Genomic DNA, 20,619 nt, shown 5'->3' with positions numbered 1-20,619 from the left:
ACGCAGAAATGGAAGACAAGCTTTCGGCATATCTGCAAACCCTGGCAGCCCGGCTAATTGACTACTTCCCTTTATAGGGGGTCAATAACCCATCGACGACATCACCGTTGATATAAGCGTCGTCACTAATCTGGAACTGGGCTTGGAACTCTTTTAGCGCCAATTTGCGATACTCAGCCACTAGGTCCTTGATGATATCCTCACGCACGTTTTCGTAGGGCTCGAAGTGCTCTTCCTGCATATCATCCAGCCGGATGATATGCAGGCCAAAACGGGTATCGACCAGGTCGGAATAATCTCCCTTGCTCTCAATCTCGAAGGCACCACCACTGTAGTGGGGCTCTACACCCAACTCCCCGAGCTGCATCCAGCGATCAAAGCGCCCACCCCGGGCCTTGCTGCCGGGATCCTCGGAGTACTCCTCGACCATGGACTCGAAATCAGCCCCAGCGCGCAATTGCTCGAGAACCTCCTGAGCCTTGGGGCGCAATTCATCCCGGTCGCACTCGCCCGCCACACATCGGAACAAAATATGCGAGGTCAGACGCTTTTCCGGCACCAGGGCGTATTTACGCTTGTCGGTCTCATACCGCTCCCGGGCGAGTTTATCCATATCCGGGAGTTCCAAGGTACTGAGATGCCGTTGCAACAGATAATTGCGTTTGGCATTAACGATACTGGTTTGAAGTTTCCAGTAGGCTTCATCAGCAGCTGAGGGAATAGCCAAACCATCCACTTCCGCAGCCATTTTGCGGGAGGCAAGGCTGGCATTTAACAGTTCCAGGCGCTCACCTTTACTGTTGGCGGCGGCTTGCTGCATATCGGGTGGCCATTTGGAGATGATGTAGGCCAGTTCCTGCTCAGTAATGCTGGCGCCTTGGTCGGAGACGACCACTACCCTATCGCTAGACTGCGCGAAGTCCGGCTCCTGAGCCAGAGCCACAGCGCCACTCAGGAACAGTCCTAACGTCAGGAGCTTGATGAAAGATAAAAAATTTCTATGCATTTCGAATTAACTCACTTAGTCAGACGTTTTGCTACGCCTTATGACAGTCGCACCACACTGTAGTTCGCCTTCCGGCGCTACAGAAGGGCAATATGGAAGACGACGGTCGATGGTACCTGGAAAAACACGCACAAAAAAGCCGACACCCGTGGGTGTCGGCTTTGTTTTGGCTTCCTAGAGCTTAGAATTCAGCTTAGGAAGAAGTTACGCCGTAGCTGTGCTCAACCATACGGCCGTAGTTGGCATCGGGGTTAGATGCGAAGCTACGCTCCCAGGCCACGAAGCCGACCATGGGGATGGTCGCATCAGCACTAGCAGTGATATCGGTACAAACCAAGCCGGAAACGATATCGGTGCCGATGGGGCTTGCGGTGTCCGTGGTCACCGGGTTACAAACTTCGCGTGTGCCAGAGGTGGCACCCACTACGCTCAACTCAGCCCAGCCGTAAATGCCCGGCTGTTCGACGGTGATGGCCTGCGGGCTATCCAGTACCGGCTCTACACCCCAGCTTACCACGTTCACTTCCGCGGGCAGGATGGTGCGCACGGTTTCGCCCGGCAGCGAGGGAGACACAACCAGATCGCCTTGCTCTTCCTGAATTTGCTGCTCTTCACGATCGTAGACATCGAAAGTGGCGGTCAGCGGAATATCACGGAAGTCACATGGCGCCACACCCGCCGGGTTTGCAGCTGAAGGCGCAATACCGGTACGGGTACAGTAGTCGGTCACACCATCACCGTCGCCGTCATCGCCACTCCACGCGTTGGTGTTGGTGGCGTTCGGCTCGGATTGCATTGCATTCAGCGACGCAAAGTAAGCCGGCAAGTCAACCATGGTGTACTGGCCGGGCACGGTGATCACCCAGTCGGTACCTACATTCAGGTCGCCGTTGGCGGACCAGTCGTTGATTACGGACGCGCCACCAATAGCGTTACGCAGTTCGACATAGCGGCCGCGCTCAACGCCGGGAACACCACCATCCAGGTCCGGGAAGTCAAAGCCCAGGATGTCACCGGAGTTCACACCGCTCTGCTGGTTGGTAACAGAAGGCGCAGTCAAGAAGTCCTTAACATGCACAGCGCTGTTACCAAACTCAAGGCCGGCATCCGCGTCGCGAACAAAGAAAGAAGCTTTCAGGAAGTTCTCGGGCGCCACATAGTCTGAGGTACCGGTAATTACGGTTTTACCATCAGTATCCAGAGTCAGACCCAGAGTTTGGGCGCCACCGCTGGCATTAACGATACCAGTGCCGGAGGGACCTTCGCCCTGACGGAAGAAGTTGGAGCGCACATAGTCACAATTACGGGGTACGCCCTCGGTGGTGTGCTCGGCCCAGTACGCGATGGGCTCACCCTCGTCAACCGGGGTACCCATGCCGATCAGCTCGACATAACCTTCCTCGGCGCCAGCGCGATAGATGGCGGGCATAACGAACCGGCCGTTAGACATTGCCGGAGCGGTACAGGTAGTGTCCTGGCTGGCGATAACGATGTCATCACCGTCGTTGTTGATAAAGCCGGTCCACACGTCCTTCGGTGACATGATGATGTTGAAGTCGAGGGCGTCCATGGAGTCGGCGCCACGACGCAGGCGGAATTTAACCACCTGAGTGCGCTCGCTGGTGTTGGTCAGGTGAACACCAGTACCGAAACCTTCACGAACGGTGTAGTAGGGAACGACGGCCATGCTACCCAGGTCGCTGGCGTCGACAGTCACTGCCTGCGCGGATACAACGCTGGAGTAGCTTGCGGTTGCAGCAGCAACTGCAGCAGCAATACCCAAGGGCTTGAAATTGGTTTTCATAAAAGGAGACTCCTAATGTATTACGTCACAACCAAATTAAACAGATTGCTAGCGCTATTATTGCTAGCTGCAGCCAGCTGTCAACCCGGCTTATCATCCTCTGTGCATCACGTTGACGGATCAACTACACATTTAATTCCTTGAGCTGTACCACCACTGACCATCAATGAAGATCCAGCGTTCATTAATTGTAGTAGGGATAGCCCCCAAGGCTTTAGACGCTTCCGAGGTAGGTTTGACAGGCTTGGACATGACCCTAGCCGCCACACTTGCCACAGCTGCCCGGCCATCATAGTTAAGTATTTCGACGCCTGTCAACTCCCATTCCACTCCATAGGAAAAACCACGCACAAACAGGTGCTTGGGGAAAACTTCTTTGAAGTTAGGTGTGGAAAATTCCCAGGCTTTGTCGAACTCCCTGTCGGACAAAGTTTGCCATCTGTCACGCACCCGCTGCTCAAGCTGGGCGGACAGTTCCGGGGTGAGTTTTTCGGGGGCCCTGGGGCTGAGACCACAGCCGGTGAAAACCAGTGTCAACAGCGGTAACAAAGCCGCCACTCGCCAGAAACCATGTCGTAACATATTGTATTACTTACCTTTATCCGAGCGGGCGCCGATTATACGGGCACCCGCGGTGATTACCAAGCCGGAAGCCGCCATTGACCCAGTGGTCCGATCGACGCCAGAAAGGCCATTCAGCCCACCCGGCAGCACCCGTTTTTACGCCACATGAAAAGGAGCGGAAGCCAGGCCGGGCGGCGAGAACCGCCCCACTCCCCGAATCGCGCCGACTGATTCCCAGGGAACTGCCGCCAGGGCACGACAAAAAACGTAAAAAGTTCTCAATTTCTGACTTTGGGCCGATATTTCACGGCCCCGGGGATTTACACCCCGCATTCGCCAGAGCGAATTCCCGTCTTAAACCGCTGCCCAATCCCGGCGCACGACCTTACTCCGAACCACTCACTTGGTCCACGCCGCCCCGGATCAGTTCCATCTTGCGCACCCTGGAGCGCAGCTCACGACTAACGTCGCGCAGTTCCGTCTCGTCCGCAATGACCCGAGGTGTGATAATAACGATCAGTTCCGTTCGCTTACTCCCGTTGGAGGTGGTACCGAACAAGCTACCTACGACCGGCAATCGATGCAAAATCGGCACACCACTATCACTGGCCGAAGCATTTTCACGAATCAGCCCACCCAGCACCACGGCCTCGTCGGAGCGCACCGCCACACGACTGGAAATGGTACGCTCAAGAAAGGTGGGCTGCCCGCCAATACCTGCTTCACCTCCAATATCGGTCACTGACTGCTCGATATTCATGGTCACCAGGCGCCCGGCATTGACCGATGGCTTGACGGTAAGCTTCACCCCGGTATCCCGGTACTGGTAGTTCTCCGTCACAACCCCGCCATCGCTGACCAGGGAACCCTGCTCAATAGGCACCTGGTCGCCCACATGAATGTAAGCCTCGTGGTTATCCAGCACCATGACCGACGGTGTGGATATTACGTTGACCAATGAGTCACTCGCCAGGGCATTGAGCACGGCGCTAATGCCATTGGTCGAATTACGCAGCGTGTAGGAAAACCCCGAGAGTGCAGCGATGCCCTCTTCACCAATAGAAAGCTGGCCTTCGCCGGCATAATCGTCGCCGAACCCGCCCTTGAAGGTCCACTCAAGGCCATACTTGAGTTCATCTGTCAGCGTCACCTCCAGAATACTGGCCTCGATAATCACCTGCGTGGCCACCACATCCAGCTGCTGCAGGGCATCGGCGATAATGTTGTACTGCTTGCCGGTGGCATAGATCATCAGCGCATTGTTCTCGTCATCGGCCACCACCCGCACATCCTCGATTTCCGGGGTACCAGTATCGACCATCGCGGCCACGCCACCGATGCCCTTGCTGGTATTGCCCTCTTCGCCACCGGATCCGGAACCACCGAAGACGTCGGGCGCGCTTAGCCCGCCGCCGCCAATCGATTCCGCACCCAGGCCTGGCGCCACGCCTCCCTGGCCAAAACTTGAGCCCGAACCCGCAGGAGCCCCGCCGCCACTGCCACCGCTCGCACCGGAATAGATATTGGTCAGCAGGTCCGCCAGCCGGGTCGCGGTGGTGTTTTGCACCGGGTAGACGTACAGCCTCTTGGCGAAATTGGAATCTGGCGCCGCATCCAGGCGCTGGATCCAGGTATCCACGGTATCCAGATAATGCGCGCGCGGGGTGACGATCAGCAGGCTGTTCAGGCGTTTGATCGGAATGATTTTCACCAGCTGAGAGAAGTTGCCCTTCTCCCCCCCCGTACTCAACATGCCGTTGAGCACCTGGGCTGTCTCTTCTACCCCGCTGTGCTCCAGGGGAAACAGGCCCACCGACATACCCTTGAGCATATCCACGTCGAAGGTATTGACCATGTCCAGCCAGCCAGCCAACTGGGCCTGGGTGCCGGCCAGCATCAACAGATTGCGGACGTTGTCCACCCGCACGAAAGCGGATTCTTCGGCTACGGGGCGCAGGATTTCCGCCATATTGCCGGCACTGATGTACTGCAGCGGCACCACGATCACGCTATAGCCGGAACCCGTCGCCTGCGCACTGGAAATCTCCGGTGACAGGCGCGAGGCCTGCTGGGAGCCGGTAATCAGATAGCGCCCCTGCTCATCGCGCACCATCAGCACGTCATTGGCCTTGAGCAGGGACTCCAGCACCTGCAGCAACTGATCCCGGGGAATGGGGGTGCGGGAGCGCAGGGTGATCTTGCCCTGCACCGGGTGATCGACTATGTAGTCGAGGCCGAGGATCTCGCCCATTACCGCGTGCAGGACCTCGCCCAGGGGCGCCTCCTCGAAATTCAGGCTGGCGGCGTCCCCGATCAATTTCACCGGCTCCTTGGCCTTGACGTCCTTGAACTGCCGGTCGGTCCCGCGGTACAACACCGGGGCCACCCGGTCGCGCTCCTCGATCTGCTTCTGGGCCAGCTCGGCGGCGGAACGGGAAATGCCGCCTGCCGTCTTGTCACCGTTTTCCGCTGTCGCCTCATCGGGCTCTGGGCTCTCAGCAACCGAGCCCTTGTACTGGTTCTCCAGTAATGCGCAGCCACTGAGCGACAGCAGCAACACAAGCGGAGTTACAATCCGCGGCAAATGTGGCATTCCTTTAGTTCCTTGGTCCCAGTTTTCATCAACCGCCTAGCACCAGTGCGCCAGACGGCTTGGGTTTGTCGGTATCTCGCTCTGGAGCGCCGGATTTTTCGCCGCCGGCCTCTTCGTTTTGCTCGGGCTCACTACCGGGGCTAATCCCCGTATCCGTGCGCTGGAGCACAACGGACAGGGACTCGCCATTGTTTTGCAACTTGGCCCGGTCACGGCTGACTTCCTGGAGCACCCAGCCGGATACATCCTCGCCTACCAGCAGGCGCATACGCTTGCCCTTGTGCAGGGCAATGATACCCTTGGCCTCGGCGGCCCCGAATACCCCCACCAACTTAAGTTCGGGCGCCTTGGTTTTTTTCACCTTCGGTGGCGGCTTTTGAGCCTCGGTCTCTTTTTCAGGCTCCTGTGGCCGGCGACTTTCGAAGAATACCGGCCGCGCCCGAATCTGGGCGCTCTGCTCGCCACTGACCAGTTGGCGCGGCTCAATCTTGCCCACCCGCAGGGATTCCGCCGCGGGCGGCACGGGCTCGGGCGCTGGCGGCATTGCCAAGCCCACCGCGCTGACGATCAATTGCAGCGCCAGTAAAACCACCAACAGGAGCACGCCCAACTCCAGCCGACGCTCGCTGAGCAAGGGGTCGGAGGTGACGCGGTAGCGCTCTCGCAAATCCAGCAACCAGCTCATGGCGCCAACCTCAGGGCGCGCACCTGGATATTGGTGGTTACATGCTGCGGCTTGCGGTCACCCCGGGCCGAGGCGCCGCGCATGGGGTAGGCATCCAGCGACTCCAATACCAGCATGGGACGGTAAGAGGCCACTTCCGTTAAAGCCAAATCGAGGGCATCGAGAGAGCCAGTGGCAGTAATCTTGACGACGATATGCTCCAGGCTTCCCTCCTGCTTCGCCGGCAAAATCTGGCTATTATTGACGGTCATTCCAGCGCCAGAGAATATGTCCCGCACGTTTTTCTGCAAAGAGGCCGCCACGGAGGCGCTATCGTCAGTGGCCGGGTAGATAAGGTCATAAACTTTCGAATCCACCTGACTCGCGGCTTCAGCTAGCACATCCTCCTGCATCCTCAAACCGACCAGCCGGGCGATGCGCGGCTCAAGACGATCGATCTCGGCCTGATACTCTCCACGCATGGCGAATAGATTGAGCACCAACATGAACAACAGGACAATCGGCAGGGCCATGGTCGCCAGAATAAAGGCTGCGTCCCGGCGGTTTTCGCTCAGCCAATTCACGCGTCGCCCTCGCCGCGCAAGCGAATCGACACATAAAATTGCTCCAACCCGGTATTACCTAGCTTGGTAATACCACCCTGCGCCGCAGACACCTCGGCATACTCCGGGACAGCAGTGAGCCTTTCCATTACCGCCGCGGCATCCGCGGAGCGGCCACGCAGTCGTATTTCATTGCCATTCATGGCGAACTGGGCGATATAGGCATCATCACCAAGCAGCTGGGTCAACCGCGCCAGCTCGACATGAGGGCTGGGAAACGCCTGCGACACAGCCTCCACCGAGGCAATGATTTGGTTGGCGGACGACAGTGACTCGCGCTGTTCAGCGGCATCCCGGGTTTGCGCCGTCACCCTGGCAGACAGGTCCTGATACTGCTTCATCACGAGGTATTTACCCCCCACCGACAGCAGCACCATCGCCAGCAACAGGCAAAGACCTCCGGCCAACAGCCCACCCATGCGCAGCAAACGACGCTTGTAGCGCGCCAGACGCCTATCTTCACCAAACCCCTGCAATACGATGGGCCGCTCGTTAAGGCGTGCCCACACCTCGCGCGCACCAACATCGTGAATATCGTAGTGCCGCCCCAGGTAACGCATGGTGGCGCTGAGAGAAACGATCGCCAACTGCACTTCCAACCTGTCGTCGTCTCGCCCCAGTAGCGTCCAACCTGAGGCGGTATCATCGGCTGGAAACGGGCTTTTACTGCCTACTTCCAGGGCCATCGCCGCCTCGAGTTCCGCTTCTGCGGCCCTCGGCAAGCGCAAGCTCTTGGTGAGCACCAACTCAGCAGGGAGCAGAATAGCTTCGCACTTTGCATCTGTCGGCTCCACGGTACGACCGCTGTGGTAGAACTCGCTGCCAGACTCGCTGTGCAACAGCACCACTTCATCGAGCCGAGCACGGACCGGCGACTGGTCGCCCCACAGGAATTCCGCCCACGCGTGCTGCCAGTGCCGGCCGATGTGACGCACGTCAAAACCAAACAGCTGCCACTGCTGACTACTGCTATCGAGGATCAAATCACTCCACCCCACTGTTCATAATTTGCGGCACGGCGCGCGGCGCTTCGCTCCTTACAGCATACCAGGGTAACTGCGACCCTCTCCCTTGCTCCAACCTGATCCAGCGACGACGCATCCAGTATTGGTCGCCGTACTGTATCACGGCATCAACGCGGAACAGCTCCTCTACCTGGACGTTCCATAGCCGGGCGCCCGCCGCCTCACTGCGGCGGTCCGCGAGGTAAGCCGCACGCCTGGGGTTGGTACTGCTGACTGCCTGAAGCAGACCCTGTGACGCCGCAGACCAGTTCAAATTATCTCTCCCCCCGGGTACGGCGCGTATATCGTCCTGAATCGCGTCCAACAAGGCGCGATTGAAGCCCGGCACCCTCAGCAAGTCCTCGGGTGTGGAGAAACGTACGGCCCGCTGCATGCCGAGTTGCTGGCGCCGGGCCAGGGGCGAGCGCAACTCTACCACACTGTCGGCCAACTGTTGCGCATCGGCGGGCGAAAGGCCGCCCCGCTGAGCAAAGAGCGCAGCAAGCAACTGCGGTGGCGAACCAAAGACATCCACCAGGCCGGAGGCTGGAACCATCTTTACCCAAACCTGCGTATTGCCCAGATCGAACACCCCGCTGAGCGGCAACTCTCCACGGCGCCCCCCGCCTTCTAGCGGCGCGGCGGTGAACCGTGCCAGCATCAAGTGAATGGCCCCGTCCCCGGATGCTATCGCTTCTGCGCGAGCCACATGCGCCTGCGCCAGGCGTACATCCACCCGCCCCTGGTGCACAATACCCGCGACAAGCAGCGACATCGCCGCCAAAAACCACAATACAATCGCCAGGGCCACGCCGGACTGTTTATCTGACAGACGAATTGTTCCGGTATCGTATTCCATTACCGTGGTACCGCCATTATCAGGTCTGGCCAATAGCGCTCACGCGTTTTAATACGCAGCCGCACCAGAGCAGGCACCACACCTTGCTCGGCCGCCCCTTCCCAGGGGTCCACATGAGTAGCCCTGTAGGCCAGGCGAAAATCCTGCACACCATCGATCAAACGCCGCGACTGGGCCCCGCTCCAGTCAATCTCTGCTGTGACCTGCGGCATTTCCCGCCACTGCAACCACAACGTATCGTCATTGCGAACAATTCTCAGCAGGTACTGTCCGCCGTAGGACTCACCAAATTTTATGGTGGCCTTCCACTCCATGCTGTTGCTGTAGCCGCGGAAGTAGGCACCCTCGTTAGCACCCGCCCCCAGGCTTAACCCACTGGAATTTGATCCCAGCGTAGCGACCTCAAGCTGGTCGCGAATAAAACTGGTGACGGTCCGCACCTCGTCAATCCGGCTGACACTGGCATCCAGCGTGCGCTGGGTATTGGCCAGGGTTCTCATCGCCGTCACCGTCGCGAGCATGATCAACGACAACACCGCCAGCGCCACCATCACTTCCACCAGGGTGAAGGCGCGCTGCGTCGAGCGGGCCGGGGTACGACAGCTCACTCCCACCGCCGGCCCTCCACGACAGAGTCCAGCACCACCTGCCGTTCACGGCCGCCGTCGGCCCAGCTCACGGTCACCTGGATACGTTGCAGCTGGCCTTTTTCCAGGCCCGCGTTGTCGATATCCAGTGGCTGCGTCTCCACGCGCCAGCGAAAGCCGCCTTCGGTTTCCCCGCCGTCGTTGCGCCCCCTCAATGGCACCTGGGAAGAATCCGCCAGCAGTGAGCGCGCCAACTCCACGCCGTAGGCGTAACGCTCGTCACTGCGGATATTGCGGGTGGCGCCGCTTGTGGCCTGGTAGAGCGCCCCCAGCGACAGCGCCAGAATGGCCATCGCAACGACCATTTCCAGCAGGGAAAAACCACCCTGGGCACGTTTAGCGAGCGGCATAGGTCTGCTGGGTAACACCGCCCATCAACCAGTCGACGCGGATGCTGACGCCGCGACCGCGATCCGATTCGATATCCACGCCGCCGCCAGAGGAGCCACCTTCCGGATAGAAGCGAATCACCCCGGTGTTGCCGCGGTTCAACTCCTTTGCGGAGTGGACGGCCATCTTGACGTTGGCCGGCAGCACGGTGCTCTTGTCGTCAAAGCGCAGGCGGCGCTCGCCGGGCACGACCTCCACGCTCTGGGGCAGGCCGCTGGCGATGGCCCGGTAGCGGGCGGTGGCCAGCATTGTAATCACCTCCCGCACGGCCTCCCGGTAGCGGATGGTGTCGTACATACGCACCGAGGACGGCACCGCCACCGCCAGCACCACGGCGGCGATGGCCAACGCGGCCATCAGCTCCACCAGGGTGAAGCCCCGGCGATGATGCGGGGTGCTAGCGCCAGTTGCCCACATCGGCATCTTCGCCATCACCACCGGGAACCCCGTTCTGGCCATAGGTGAAAATATCCAGCTCGCCCTTCTCACCGGGATATTTGTAGTGGTATTCCTGGTTCCAGGGGTCCAGCGGCACTTCCTTGGATTTCAGGTAGGGGCCGTTCCAGCCGGCGGCATTGGAGGGCTTGCGCACCAGGGCCTCCAGGCCCTGCTCGGTCGTGGGGAAGCGCCCCACGTCCAGCTTGTACATTTCCAGCGACTGTTCCAGGTCCTTGATCTGGATGCCGGCGGTCTTCGACTTGGCGCCACCGAGCTGCTTCAGGACAGCCGGGCCGACCAGGCTCATCAACAGGCCGAGGATGGCCAGCACGACCAGCAGCTCCATCAGGGTGAAACCGGTCTGACGGGACTGCCGCCCGTTGCGCTTGTGTTGCTTCATAGAGTGATTTCCTTCAGCAGGTTTGTTGGTGGCGTCCGGGGAGAAAACTCCCCGCTACATCGCCAGGTCGTTCACCGACAGGATGCCCATCAAAATGGCGATAATGATCACCGCGATGATGGCACCCATGCTCAAAATCAGCACCGGCTCCAGCAGGGTCAGGCCGCGCTTCACGCCGGACTGTACGTGGTCGTCGAAGACCTTGGCCAGCTCCAGCATCATTTTGTCGAGGCTACCGGACTCCTCGCCGACGCGGGTCATCTGGATGACCATCGGCGTGAACATATTGGTCTCCTCCAGCGCCACCGACATGCGCTTGCCCGCCTTGACCGCGGGCGGCAGCACCTGCAGGGCCTCTTTCATCACCGTGTTGTCGACCGTGTCGATGGCGATGGAGATGGCCTTGAGCAGGGATACGCCATTGCCCACCAGGGTACCCACGGTACGGGCGAATTTGGACATCTCGAACTCGAACACGATCCTCCCGGCCAGGGGCATTTTCAGCATGCGCCGGTGCAGGGTAGTTCGCCCCGCCTCGCTGCGCGCCCAGCTGCGCAGATAGAAGCCCGCGCCCACGGCGGCGACTGCCAGCAGCCAACCCCAGGCCTTGATGAAATCGGCGGCAGAAATGATCATGCGGGTGAGCGCGGGCAGGGCCTCGCCCATGTCCTCGAACAGACTCTCGAACTGGGGCACCACAAAGCCCAGCATCACCATCACCGACAGCACCGACACCACCAGCAAAATGCAGGGGTAAATCAGCGCGGAAACCACCGCATCGCGGTTGGCCTTGGCGTTTTCGAGGTACTCCACCAAGCGGTCGAGCACCGCCGACAGGTGGCCACTGGCCTCCCCCGAGCGCACCATATTGATATAGAAAGAACCGAACACCTTGTCGTGTGGCGCCAGCGCCTGGCTGAGAGACTTACCGCCCTTCACCGACTTGAGCAGGTCGTTGAGCAGGCCGCTGATGCCCGGCTCCGCCGCCATGTCGATCAGCACCTTGAGCGCGCGGTCCAGGGGCAGGCCGGCGCGCAGCAGCACGGCGAGCTCGGTGGTCATGGACAGTACTTCCTGTCGCCCCGGAGGCTTGCCGGCCACCGCCTCGTCGCCACCGGCGACGCCGCTGCCGGGTTCGAGCTTGAGCAGGGTCAGGCCCTGGCTGCGCAGCTGTCGGGAGGCGAGTTCGAGGCCGTCGGCCTCGATACTGCCATTGCGGGGCTTGCCGTCGCGGCCGATGGCCCTGTAGCTGAAATGCGCCATGGGTTCAGGCGGCCGGCGAGGCCAGTTGCTGAAGCTGGGCTTCCATCTCCGCGGCCTCGTCCTCGGATTCGGTCTGATCCTGGGTCACCCGCAGCACTTCCTCAAGGGAGGTCTTGCCCGCGACCACCTTGCGCAGGCCGTCCTCATAGAGGGTGATCATGCCCTGCTTGCGCGCGGCGGCGTGGAGCAGGGTCGCGTCGGCGCCGGACATGATGACCCGGTGCATCTCCTCATCCAGCACGAACAACTCGTGGATGGAGGTACGGCCCGCGTAGCCGGATTCCAGGCAGTGCTCGCAACCCACCGCCTGGTAAACCGTGGTCTGGCCGGGCGCGAGAAAGGGCTTCAGGCCGTAGCGGCGGATGGCCTCGCCGGAGAGCTCGACTTCAGTTTTGCAGTGTTTGCACAGGGTGCGCACCAGCCGCTGGGCCAGCACCCCGTTCACCGAGGAGGTAATCAGGAAGCGCTCCACCCCCATGTCTTCCAGGCGGGTGATGGCGCCGGCTGCGGTATTGGTATGCAGGGTGGACAACACCAGGTGACCGGTAAGCGCGGACTGCACGCCAATCTGCGCGGTTTCGGTGTCGCGCATCTCGCCGATCATGATGATGTCGGGGTCCTGGCGCAAAATAGCGCGCAGCGCGCGAGCGAAGCTCAACTCGATCTGGGACTGCACCTGGATCTGGTTGACGCCCTGGAGCTGGTATTCCACCGGGTCTTCCACGGTGATGATCTTGAGCCGCTCGGAGTCCAGGGAAGCCAGCGAGGCGTACAGTGTGGTGGTTTTACCGGAGCCGGTGGGGCCGGTCATCAGCAACACCCCGTGGGGCCGGGCCAGCAGGGTTTGGTAACGCTCCAGGGTATCGTCGCTGAAACCCATCTCGGTGAGGCTGAGGCGGATGCTGCCCCGGTCCAGCACCCGCATGACGATGCTCTCGCCGTGTACGGTGGGAATGGTGGACACCCGCAGGTCCAGCTCGTGGCCCTTGACCCGGGTCATAATGCGGCCGTCCTGGGGCAGGCGCCGCTCGGCGATGTTCATGTGCGACAGCAGCTTGATGCGCGAGGCGATGGCCGGCGCCAGGCTGGGTGAGGGCGCATCGCGGGAGTCCTGCAGTACGCCGTCCACCCGGTAGCGCAGGTGCAGGCCGTCCTCGAAGGGCTCGACATGGATGTCGGAGGCGCCCATATCCACCGCCCGGTGGATGATCTGGTTGACCAGGCGGATCACCGGCGCCTCGCTGGCGAGGTCGCGCAGGTGCTCGATGAATTCGTCGTCGCTCTGGCCGGCGAACTGGTCGGAAAGCTCCTCGTCGTCCCCGCCCTCCTCGGCCTGCAGGTGCAGTTGCAGGGTCTTGTTGATATCGGCTTCCAGGCCGAGGACGATGCTGACCGGCTTGTCCAGGGCCAGGGCCAGGGCCTTGGCGAGGAAGGGGTCCTGGGGCACGGTGGCGGCGAAGGTGACGCGCTCCTCGCTGGCGGTCACCGGCACCACGGCGTTACTGAACAGGAAGTCCTGGGACACCCCGTCGAGCTTGATCGCCTCCTCGGGGTAGTCGGAAAGCGCCTGCAGGGGGATATCGAGTTGCTGGCTCAGCGCCTGAGCGAGATCCAGGTCGGAAACCAGGCCCAGCTTGACCAGCACCTGGCCAAACAGGTCGCCCATTTCGTTCTGGGCCAGCAGGGTACGCTCCACATCCCGCTCGGAGATCTTGCCCTGCTGCACCAGCAGCTCGCCAATCTTGGTCATTCCACGCCGTCTGTCGTTGCAAATATTGCAATGTTGTCAGGGCCCGGGGATTTCCCCGGGCGGTAAACGGCGCCATTGTAGCACAGGGGCGGGGTCGCCCGATGGCGGAACAAGCCCGCCCCCACTGGGGTTGGCGGAATGAATTCCGCCCTACAGGGGCGATGCTCCCTTGTAGGGTCGAATTCATTCGACCAAAAGCGGCGCAATAACTAACCCGAAAAGAGGGGCCCGCTGTCCGCCCTACAGGTCAGGCCACTTCGAACAGGCCCGCCGCCCCCATGCCGCCGCCGATGCACATGGTCACCACCACATAGCGCGCGCCACGGCGCTTGCCCTCGATCAGGGCGTGCCCGACCATGCGCGCGCCGCTCATGCCAAAGGGATGACCGATGGCGATGGCGCCGCCGTTCACGTTCAGTTTGTCGTTGTCGATGCCCAGCTGGTCGCGGCAGTAAATCACCTGACAGGCGAAGGCCTCGTTGAGTTCCCACAGGCCGATGTCGTCCACCGTGAGATTGTGCCGCTGCAGCAGCTTGGGAATCGCGAATACCGGGCCGATACCCATCTCATCGGCGGCGCAACCGGCCACCGACAGCCCGCGGTAGATGCCCAGGGGCTCCAGGCCCTGGCGCTCGGCGAGCTGGCTGTCCATAAGCACGCAGGCGGAGGCGCCGTCGGAAAGCTGCGAGGCATTGCCGGCGGTGATGAACTGGCCCTGCTTGATGAACTGGCCGTCCTTGAACACCGGCTCCAGGGATTGCAGGCCCTCAAGCGTGGTCCCGGGGCGGTTGCCCTCGTCTTTCTCCAGGGTCACCGTCTCGTAGGTGGTTTCCTTTGTCTCTTTGTTGAACACCGCCTTGGTGCTGGTCATGGGCACGATTTCGTCGTCGAAAGCACCGGCTTCCTGGGCCCGGGCGGTGCGCTGCTGGCTCTGCAGGGAGTACTCGTCCTGGGCCTCCCGGGAAATACCGTAGCGCTCGGCGACCACCTCGGCGGTCTCGATCATCTGGATATAGGCCTGGGGCGACACTTCCAGCACCGCCTTGGAGACATTGCGGTAGCTGTTCTTGTGCTTGTTCTGCACCAGGGAGATGGACTCAAGGCCACCGGCGACGGCGACGTCGTACTCGTTGCAGATGATGGATTTCGCCGCGGTGGCGATGGTCATCAGGCCGGAGGAGCACTGACGGTCCATGGTCATCCCGGCGGTGGTGTCGGGCAGGCCGCCAGCGACGCCACACAGGCGCCCGAGGTTGTAGCCCTGGGTGCCCTGCTGGGCGGCGGCCCCCATGAGGACGTCGTCGACCATGCTCGGGTCGATACCCGCGCGCTCGACGGCGGCGCGCACCACGTGACCGCCCATGGCGGGCGCTTCGGTGTCGTTGAAGGCACCGCGGAATGCCTTGCCGATGGGGGTACGCGCGGTGCTGACGATGACTGCTTCTCTCATTGCTAGCCTCTACTAATAATGTGATTACGTTTGAATTTGTGAAATATTCCCAATTTTCCGGGCAATTGACGCATTTAACTCGGTGCCGGCCATACAGGGAGGGCTACTACGATCCATGTAGGGCCGGATTCATCCGGCCTGGTCGAATGAATTCGACCCTACAGGGAGTGCCTACCCAGGTCATGCCGGGCTGGATTCATCCCGCCGCCTACGCCCGCTGGCTGGAACAGGACACGATCTCGCCGGTCATGTAACCCGAATAGTCCGAGGCCAGGAACATCATTACGTTGGCCACCTCCCACACCTCCGCGGCGCGGCCGAAGGCCTCCTTGCCGGCCAGCTCCTCCAGCAGTTCCATCGGCGTGGTCTTTTTCAGGAACTCGTGGAAGGCGATGGAGGGCGACACCGCGTTGATGCGCACGCCATGGTCAGCCGCTTCCAGGGCCGCGCAGCGGGTCAGGGCCATGACGCCGGCCTTGGCAGCGGCGTAGTGGCACTGCTCCTTCTGCGCGCGCCAGCCGAGGACCGAGGCGTTGTTGACGATAACGCCGGCGCCGCGGGGCTGCATTTTTTTGAGCATGGCGCGGGTCATGCGCATGGTGCCGGTAAGGGTGATATCCAGCACCCGGGACCACTCGTCGTCCTCCATATCCACCAGCAGCTTGGTGCCGCCGAGGCCGGCGTTGTTGATCAGCACGTCGACGCCGTTCATGCGGGATTCGGCCTCGTCGATCAGGGCCTGCACATCGGCCTCGTCGGTGACGTTGGCGAGTTTGCCGTACACCGCTTCCAGGCCGGTATTTTCCTTGAGGGCAGCGACGGCTTTTTCCAACCGGCCCTCGTGAATGTCACTGATGGTCACCGCGCGAGCGCCCTCTTCCGCGGCGCGGGTGGCGGCGGCGAAGCCGATGCCGGCGCCGGCGGCGGCGGTTACCAGTACAGACTTACCGGCCAGCAGGTTGTGGCCGGGGACGTAGGGTGGGGGTTCTTTCAAAGCCATATTGGAATCCTCGACAGATAGCGTGTAGGGCCGAATTCATTCGGCCAAGAAAGTCTGCTTGCGCATTGGCCGAATGAATGACCTGAAAAGCGGGGCCCGCTGTGCCCAAAAAAGTGGGACAAACTTTCAGCCCTGTATGGGAGTGCGCCGGCCCGGGCTGCCGGGAGGCGCATTGGCCGAATAAATTCGGCCCTACAGGGGAGTCTGCCGGCAGCCGATGGAGAGGCCGTCGTCCGGGCGATGGGGTAATGCCTCATCCACGGGGCTCCCGGGGCATGCCCAGGGCGCGCTCGGCGATGATATTGCGCTGAATCTGGTTGGTGCCGCCGTAGATGGTGTCGGAGCGGGTGAACAGGTACATGGACTGCAGGCGACCCAGCTCGTAGGGCGCGCCCTCGAGGATCTCGCTCTCCTGGCCCATGACATCCATGGCCAGCTTGCCCAGGTTGCGATGCCAGGTGGCCCAGTAAAGCTTGTAGATCATCGCCTCTTTCTGCAGGCTGCCATCCTCGCCGCCGGAAAGCATGCGCATGCTGTTGTAGCGCATGATACGCAGGCCGATGTGGGCCTCGGCGATGCGCTGGCGCAATGCGGGGTTCTGCGCGGCGCCGTTGGCCTTCGCCAGTTTGACGATGGCGTCGAACTCGTTCTGGAACAGCATCTGCTGGCCGAGGGTGGACACACCGCGCTCGAAGCCCAGCAGGCCCATGGCCACTTTCCAGCCCTCGCCGGGGGCGCCGACGATATCCGAAGCGTCGCACTCGGCCTCGTCGAAGAACACCTCGTTGAACTCGGAGGTGCCGGTCAGCTGCTCGATCGGCCGCACGGTGACGCCGGGCTGATCCATGCGCACCAGGAAAAAGCCCAGGCCCTTGTGGGCCACCGACTGCGGGTCGGTGCGGGCGATGACGAAGCAGAACTCGGACTCGTGGGCCAGGGAGGTCCAGACCTTCTGGCCGCTGATGCGCCAGGTGCCGGCGCCCTCCTCGTCTGTCTTTTCAAAAACCGCCTTGGTTTTCACATTGGCCAGGTCCGAGCCGGCGCTGGGCTCGGAGTAACCCTGGCACCAGAACTCCTCGCCGCGCAGGATACCGGGCAGGTATTTCTGTTTCTGCGCGTCGCTGCCGAAGGCGATGATGGTGGGCCCTGCAAGGGTTTCGCCAATGTGGCCAATGCGGCCGGGGCCGCCCGCGCGGGCGTATTCCTCGTTGAAGATCACCTGCTGCTCGATGCTCGCGCCGCGACCGCCGTACTCCTTCGGCCAGCCAATACAGGTCCAGCCACCCTCGTGCAGCTTGCGCTCCCAGGCCTTGCGCTCCTCCACCAGGTGGTGCTCGTCGCCGGGGCCGCCACGGCCTTTCACACACTCGAATTCACCGCTGAGGTTGTCCGCCAGCCAGCTGGCGACTTCCTCGCGGAACTGCTCGTCCTCGGGACTGAAGCTCAGTTTCATGCTACCGCCTCCCCGTCCAGTAATTGCCGCGCGATACGCTCCCGGTGCCAACTGGCGTCGCCCAGAAAAGTCTCTGTAGACTTGGCACGTTTAAAGTACAGCTGGATGTCGTACTCCGAGGTGAAGCCCACGCCCCCGTGGAGCTGGATACCGCAACCGGCGTTGAAGAAATAGGCGTCGGAACAGTAGGCCTTGGCGATACTGGCGGCCTCCACCAGGCCCTCGCCCAGCGAGCCGCCCTGCAACGCCTCGTCGGCCACGCAGGCGGCGTAGTACAGGGCGGAGCGCCCCGCTTCCACCTTGAGCATCATGTCCGCCGCCTTGTGCTTCACTGCCTGGTAGGAGGCGATCACTCGGCCGAACTGCACCCGCTCCTGCAAATAGTCGACGGTGATGTCCAGGGACTGCTGGGCGCCACCCACCTGGTCGGCTGCGACGGCGACCCGCGCCAGATCCAGCACCCGCGCCAGCTGCGGCCAGGCCCGGCCGGCCTCGCCCATCAGCGCGTCGCCGCCCACGGTAACGCCGTCGAACACCAGTTCGGCCTGCTTGCGGGTCTGGTCCATGGTCGGCAGCCAGGTGCGGGTGATGCCGGGGGTATCCGCCGGCAGGACAAAGAGGCTGATGCCTTCATCGCCAGCAGTGCAGTCCGCCCGGGCCGCAACCATCAGCAACTCCGCGGTGTGGCCGTCGGTCACGTAACGGTAGCTGCCGTCGATGCGATAACCCTCGCCGTCGGCGGCGCAGGTCGCGGTCACCGCGTCGCTGCCCCAACCGCCGTTGGCGGCGGCGTAGGCCAGGGTCGCGGTCTTGCCGGCGACAATCTCCGGCAGATACTGGGCCCGCTGCTCTTCACTGCCCGCCACAAGCAGGGCGTTTACTCCCAGGCAGACAGTGGAGAAAAACGGCGAGCAGAACAGGTAGCGCCCCATCTGCTCCAGCATGGCCACCAGTTCCACATAGCCCAGGCCCATGCCGCCGTGCTCTTCGGGAATGTGAATCGCCTGCCAGAACATTTCCTGGCACACCCGCTCCCACAGCGCGCTGTCGTAGCCCCGCTCGGTCGCCATGGCGGCGCGCACGGCCTCGCTGGTGGACACCTCGGACAGAAAACTCTCCGCGGTGTCGCGGATCATCTGTTGCTCGTCGGTAAAAGCGAAGTCCATCAGGTCCCCCAGACTTTCTGTGCCGGTACTTCGTTCTCGATCAGCTTGGCCACCGCCTCTTTCAATTCGGCGGGCTGCCACTGGGCCTGCTTGTCGAGACCCTCGGTGGTGCGCCAGCCATCGCAGATGCACAGGCGGCCGCCCTCGGACTCGAACACTTTGCCGGTAACGCCAGCGGACTCCGGCGACGCCAGGAAGGCCACCAGCACGGAGACATTCTCCGGTGCGAAGTGGTCAAAACCGCCGTCTTCCGGCGCGGCCATGCGCTCGGCCATTTCCGGCACGGCAGTGGTCATGCCGGTGCGCGCGGAGGGGGCAATGGCGTTAGCGGTGATACCGTAGCGGCCCAGCTCGGCGGCCTGATTGAGGGTCAGGGCGGCGATACCGGCCTTGGCGGCGGCGTAGTTGGACTGGCCGATGGAGCCCTGCAGTCCGGCGCCGGAGGTGGTGTTGATAATGCGGCCATCGACGGACTCACCGGCCTTGGCCTGCCCGCGCCAGTAGTGCACGGCGTGGGAGCTGATGCAGAAATGCCCCTTGAGGTGCACGGCCATGATGGCATCCCACTCGGCCTCGGTCATGGAGGCGAACATGCGGTCGCGGTTGATGCCGGCATTGTTGACCACGGCGTGCAGGCCACCGAAGGTGTCGATGGCCTGTTTGACGGCATTGAGACTGTCGTCGTAGTTGGTGATATCGGAGGTGTTGACCGCGGCTTCGCCGCCGGCGGCCTTGATCTCCTCAACGACTTTGGCCGCGGCCTCTTGGTTGATGTCGTTGACGACGACCTTGGCGCCTTCGCTGGCCAGCACCCTCGCATGGGCCGCGCCCAGGCCGCCACCGGCGCCGGTGATGATGACTACTCGTCCTTCGCAGATTCCGCTCATTGTTCAGTTCCTGTCTTTGCTCTGTGTCTCTGTTTTAATACAGGGGGCCAATAAAGGGGTCAGAACCCTTTTCTAATAAAGGGGTCTGACCCCTTTTCCGCATTGGCGTCGCTTCGGGGTTAACATTCCGCCCCGGGGACATGGGGGCGCTTTTCAGGACTCGCCGTGAATACGTCCATGTAGGCTCGTGCGCAGCATCCATGCTGCACACGGTCCTGAAAAACGCCCCCACGCCCCCTGGGCTACCTGCAGTGCTGTCGAAATAGGCTTTAACTTCCATCCTTCACCCCAGTGTTTCCGGCAGCCCAATCTCCGAGCCGCGCAAGAAGAGGTCCGTGGGCGCCGGGCCGTGTGCCGGAGCACCATAGCTAAAAGGGCTCTGACCCCTTTACAGGCTACCTTCGGAGCTGCCGAAATCGGTTACTCCCGTTTACTGCCAGCCACATTTTCCAACTCAGTTACCCTGGGCTACGCATTTCGAGTTGGCACGCTAGAAGGCGTGACGCCTCGGGGGAGGCTGGCGGGACTGTGAGAGGCATGGATGCCGGGGGCGGCCCCCCGCAACACAAGCCCCCATGGTCGGGTTCACGGCGTGTCCCGCCGGCCTCCCCCGAGGTGGCGCGCCCTGCTACGGAGCGCCATTCAATGCGATTCCAGA

General features: G+C 61.8%; 19 protein-coding genes. All 19 read right to left on the bottom strand.

What is annotated here, in order from left to right; all coding sequences use genetic code 11:
* Nucleotides 1-61 precede the first annotated feature (61 nt).
* Complete coding sequence (locus JYP50_RS01140; protein ID WP_206558613.1) at nucleotides 62-1,006, bottom strand: peptidylprolyl isomerase; 945 nt, start codon at nucleotides 1,004-1,006, stop codon at nucleotides 62-64.
* A gap of 193 nt (nucleotides 1,007-1,199) precedes the next feature.
* The gene (locus JYP50_RS01135; protein ID WP_206558612.1) at nucleotides 1,200-2,810 is read right to left on the bottom strand and encodes a hypothetical protein; all 1,611 of its coding nucleotides are present in this window, start codon (nucleotides 2,808-2,810) and stop codon (nucleotides 1,200-1,202) included.
* A 132-nt stretch (nucleotides 2,811-2,942) separates the two neighbouring features.
* Nucleotides 2,943-3,392, bottom strand: a complete 450-nt coding sequence (locus JYP50_RS01130) for a hypothetical protein (RefSeq protein ID WP_206558611.1) — start codon at nucleotides 3,390-3,392, stop codon at nucleotides 2,943-2,945.
* A 367-nt stretch (nucleotides 3,393-3,759) separates the two neighbouring features.
* Complete coding sequence (gspD, locus tag JYP50_RS01125; RefSeq protein WP_206558610.1) at nucleotides 3,760-5,967, bottom strand: type II secretion system secretin GspD; 2,208 nt, start codon at nucleotides 5,965-5,967, stop codon at nucleotides 3,760-3,762.
* A gap of 28 nt (nucleotides 5,968-5,995) precedes the next feature.
* Complete coding sequence (locus tag JYP50_RS01120; protein WP_206558609.1) at nucleotides 5,996-6,652, bottom strand: type II secretion system protein N; 657 nt, start codon at nucleotides 6,650-6,652, stop codon at nucleotides 5,996-5,998.
* Nucleotides 6,649-7,215 (bottom strand): type II secretion system protein GspM, encoded by a 567-nt coding sequence (gene gspM / locus JYP50_RS01115; protein WP_206558608.1) that lies wholly within the window; start codon nucleotides 7,213-7,215, stop codon nucleotides 6,649-6,651. The genes JYP50_RS01120 and gspM overlap by 4 nt, the downstream gene beginning before the upstream one ends.
* On the bottom strand, nucleotides 7,212-8,237 hold the full coding sequence (locus JYP50_RS01110) for a PilN domain-containing protein (protein WP_206558607.1): 1,026 nt from the start codon (nucleotides 8,235-8,237) through the stop codon (nucleotides 7,212-7,214). Before JYP50_RS01110 ends, gspM begins: the two co-directional genes overlap by 4 nt.
* 1 nt (nucleotide 8,238) lies before the next feature.
* Nucleotides 8,239-9,117 (bottom strand): hypothetical protein, encoded by an 879-nt coding sequence (locus JYP50_RS01105; RefSeq protein ID WP_206558606.1) that lies wholly within the window; start codon nucleotides 9,115-9,117, stop codon nucleotides 8,239-8,241.
* Entirely contained in the window at nucleotides 9,117-9,725 is a 609-nt protein-coding gene (locus tag JYP50_RS01100; RefSeq protein WP_206558605.1) for a prepilin-type N-terminal cleavage/methylation domain-containing protein, read from the bottom strand. Before JYP50_RS01100 ends, JYP50_RS01105 begins: the two co-directional genes overlap by 1 nt.
* Nucleotides 9,722-10,114, bottom strand: coding sequence for a PulJ/GspJ family protein (locus JYP50_RS01095; protein ID WP_206558604.1), 393 nt, complete (start codon nucleotides 10,112-10,114; stop codon nucleotides 9,722-9,724). Before JYP50_RS01095 ends, JYP50_RS01100 begins: the two co-directional genes overlap by 4 nt.
* Nucleotides 10,101-10,613: a GspH/FimT family pseudopilin gene (locus JYP50_RS01090; protein ID WP_241262685.1), complete on the bottom strand. Its 513-nt coding sequence runs from the start codon at nucleotides 10,611-10,613 to the stop codon at nucleotides 10,101-10,103. Before JYP50_RS01090 ends, JYP50_RS01095 begins: the two co-directional genes overlap by 14 nt.
* Nucleotides 10,552-10,992 (bottom strand): type II secretion system major pseudopilin GspG, encoded by a 441-nt coding sequence (gspG, locus tag JYP50_RS01085; protein WP_206558603.1) that lies wholly within the window; start codon nucleotides 10,990-10,992, stop codon nucleotides 10,552-10,554. The genes JYP50_RS01090 and gspG overlap by 62 nt, the downstream gene beginning before the upstream one ends.
* A gap of 54 nt (nucleotides 10,993-11,046) precedes the next feature.
* Nucleotides 11,047-12,255: a type II secretion system F family protein gene (locus JYP50_RS01080; protein WP_206558602.1), complete on the bottom strand. Its 1,209-nt coding sequence runs from the start codon at nucleotides 12,253-12,255 to the stop codon at nucleotides 11,047-11,049.
* A gap of 4 nt (nucleotides 12,256-12,259) precedes the next feature.
* Nucleotides 12,260-14,005 carry a GspE/PulE family protein gene (locus tag JYP50_RS01075; RefSeq protein ID WP_206558601.1) on the bottom strand — a complete coding sequence of 582 codons (1,746 nt, stop codon included), beginning with the start codon at nucleotides 14,003-14,005 and terminating at the stop codon, nucleotides 12,260-12,262.
* A gap of 247 nt (nucleotides 14,006-14,252) precedes the next feature.
* Nucleotides 14,253-15,455 (bottom strand): acetyl-CoA C-acyltransferase, encoded by a 1,203-nt coding sequence (locus tag JYP50_RS01070; protein WP_206558600.1) that lies wholly within the window; start codon nucleotides 15,453-15,455, stop codon nucleotides 14,253-14,255.
* Between the two features lie 208 nt (nucleotides 15,456-15,663).
* Entirely contained in the window at nucleotides 15,664-16,455 is a 792-nt protein-coding gene (locus JYP50_RS01065; protein ID WP_206558599.1) for an SDR family oxidoreductase, read from the bottom strand.
* Between the two features lie 253 nt (nucleotides 16,456-16,708).
* Nucleotides 16,709-17,908, bottom strand: a complete 1,200-nt coding sequence (locus tag JYP50_RS01060) for an acyl-CoA dehydrogenase family protein (RefSeq protein ID WP_206558598.1) — start codon at nucleotides 17,906-17,908, stop codon at nucleotides 16,709-16,711.
* Nucleotides 17,905-19,074 carry an acyl-CoA dehydrogenase family protein gene (locus tag JYP50_RS01055; RefSeq protein WP_206558597.1) on the bottom strand — a complete coding sequence of 390 codons (1,170 nt, stop codon included), beginning with the start codon at nucleotides 19,072-19,074 and terminating at the stop codon, nucleotides 17,905-17,907. Before JYP50_RS01055 ends, JYP50_RS01060 begins: the two co-directional genes overlap by 4 nt.
* Nucleotides 19,074-19,961, bottom strand: a complete 888-nt coding sequence (locus tag JYP50_RS01050) for an SDR family oxidoreductase (RefSeq protein ID WP_206558596.1) — start codon at nucleotides 19,959-19,961, stop codon at nucleotides 19,074-19,076. The genes JYP50_RS01055 and JYP50_RS01050 overlap by 1 nt, the downstream gene beginning before the upstream one ends.
* Nucleotides 19,962-20,619: the final 658 nt, after the last annotated feature.

It is taken from the genome of Parahaliea mediterranea (assembly GCF_017255185.1).
GTDB lineage: Bacteria > Pseudomonadota > Gammaproteobacteria > Pseudomonadales > Halieaceae > JAFKCZ01.
Note: the sequence above shows the minus strand (reverse complement) of the source record. Positions and strands in the feature narration are given on the sequence as shown.

Coding starts and splice junctions, on each gene's coding strand:
- JYP50_RS01130 (WP_206558611.1), bottom strand. CDS start 3,392: ATGTTACGACATGGTTTCTGGCGAGTGGCGGCTTTGTTACCGCTGTTG.
- JYP50_RS01055 (WP_206558597.1), bottom strand. CDS start 19,074: ATGGACTTCGCTTTTACCGACGAGCAACAGATGATCCGCGACACCGCG.
- JYP50_RS01060 (WP_206558598.1), bottom strand. CDS start 17,908: ATGAAACTGAGCTTCAGTCCCGAGGACGAGCAGTTCCGCGAGGAAGTC.
- JYP50_RS01120 (WP_206558609.1), bottom strand. CDS start 6,652: ATGAGCTGGTTGCTGGATTTGCGAGAGCGCTACCGCGTCACCTCCGAC.
- JYP50_RS01095 (WP_206558604.1), bottom strand. CDS start 10,114: ATGCCGCTCGCTAAACGTGCCCAGGGTGGTTTTTCCCTGCTGGAAATG.
- JYP50_RS01065 (WP_206558599.1), bottom strand. CDS start 16,455: ATGGCTTTGAAAGAACCCCCACCCTACGTCCCCGGCCACAACCTGCTG.
- JYP50_RS01070 (WP_206558600.1), bottom strand. CDS start 15,455: ATGAGAGAAGCAGTCATCGTCAGCACCGCGCGTACCCCCATCGGCAAG.
- JYP50_RS01135 (WP_206558612.1), bottom strand. CDS start 2,810: ATGAAAACCAATTTCAAGCCCTTGGGTATTGCTGCTGCAGTTGCTGCT.
- JYP50_RS01050 (WP_206558596.1), bottom strand. CDS start 19,961: ATGAGCGGAATCTGCGAAGGACGAGTAGTCATCATCACCGGCGCCGGT.
- JYP50_RS01105 (WP_206558606.1), bottom strand. CDS start 9,117: ATGGAATACGATACCGGAACAATTCGTCTGTCAGATAAACAGTCCGGC.
- JYP50_RS01140 (WP_206558613.1), bottom strand. CDS start 1,006: ATGCATAGAAATTTTTTATCTTTCATCAAGCTCCTGACGTTAGGACTG.
- gspG (WP_206558603.1), bottom strand. CDS start 10,992: ATGAAGCAACACAAGCGCAACGGGCGGCAGTCCCGTCAGACCGGTTTC.
- JYP50_RS01080 (WP_206558602.1), bottom strand. CDS start 12,255: ATGGCGCATTTCAGCTACAGGGCCATCGGCCGCGACGGCAAGCCCCGC.
- JYP50_RS01075 (WP_206558601.1), bottom strand. CDS start 14,005: ATGACCAAGATTGGCGAGCTGCTGGTGCAGCAGGGCAAGATCTCCGAG.
- JYP50_RS01090 (WP_241262685.1), bottom strand. CDS start 10,613: ATGGCCAGAACGGGGTTCCCGGTGGTGATGGCGAAGATGCCGATGTGG.
- gspD (WP_206558610.1), bottom strand. CDS start 5,967: ATGCCACATTTGCCGCGGATTGTAACTCCGCTTGTGTTGCTGCTGTCG.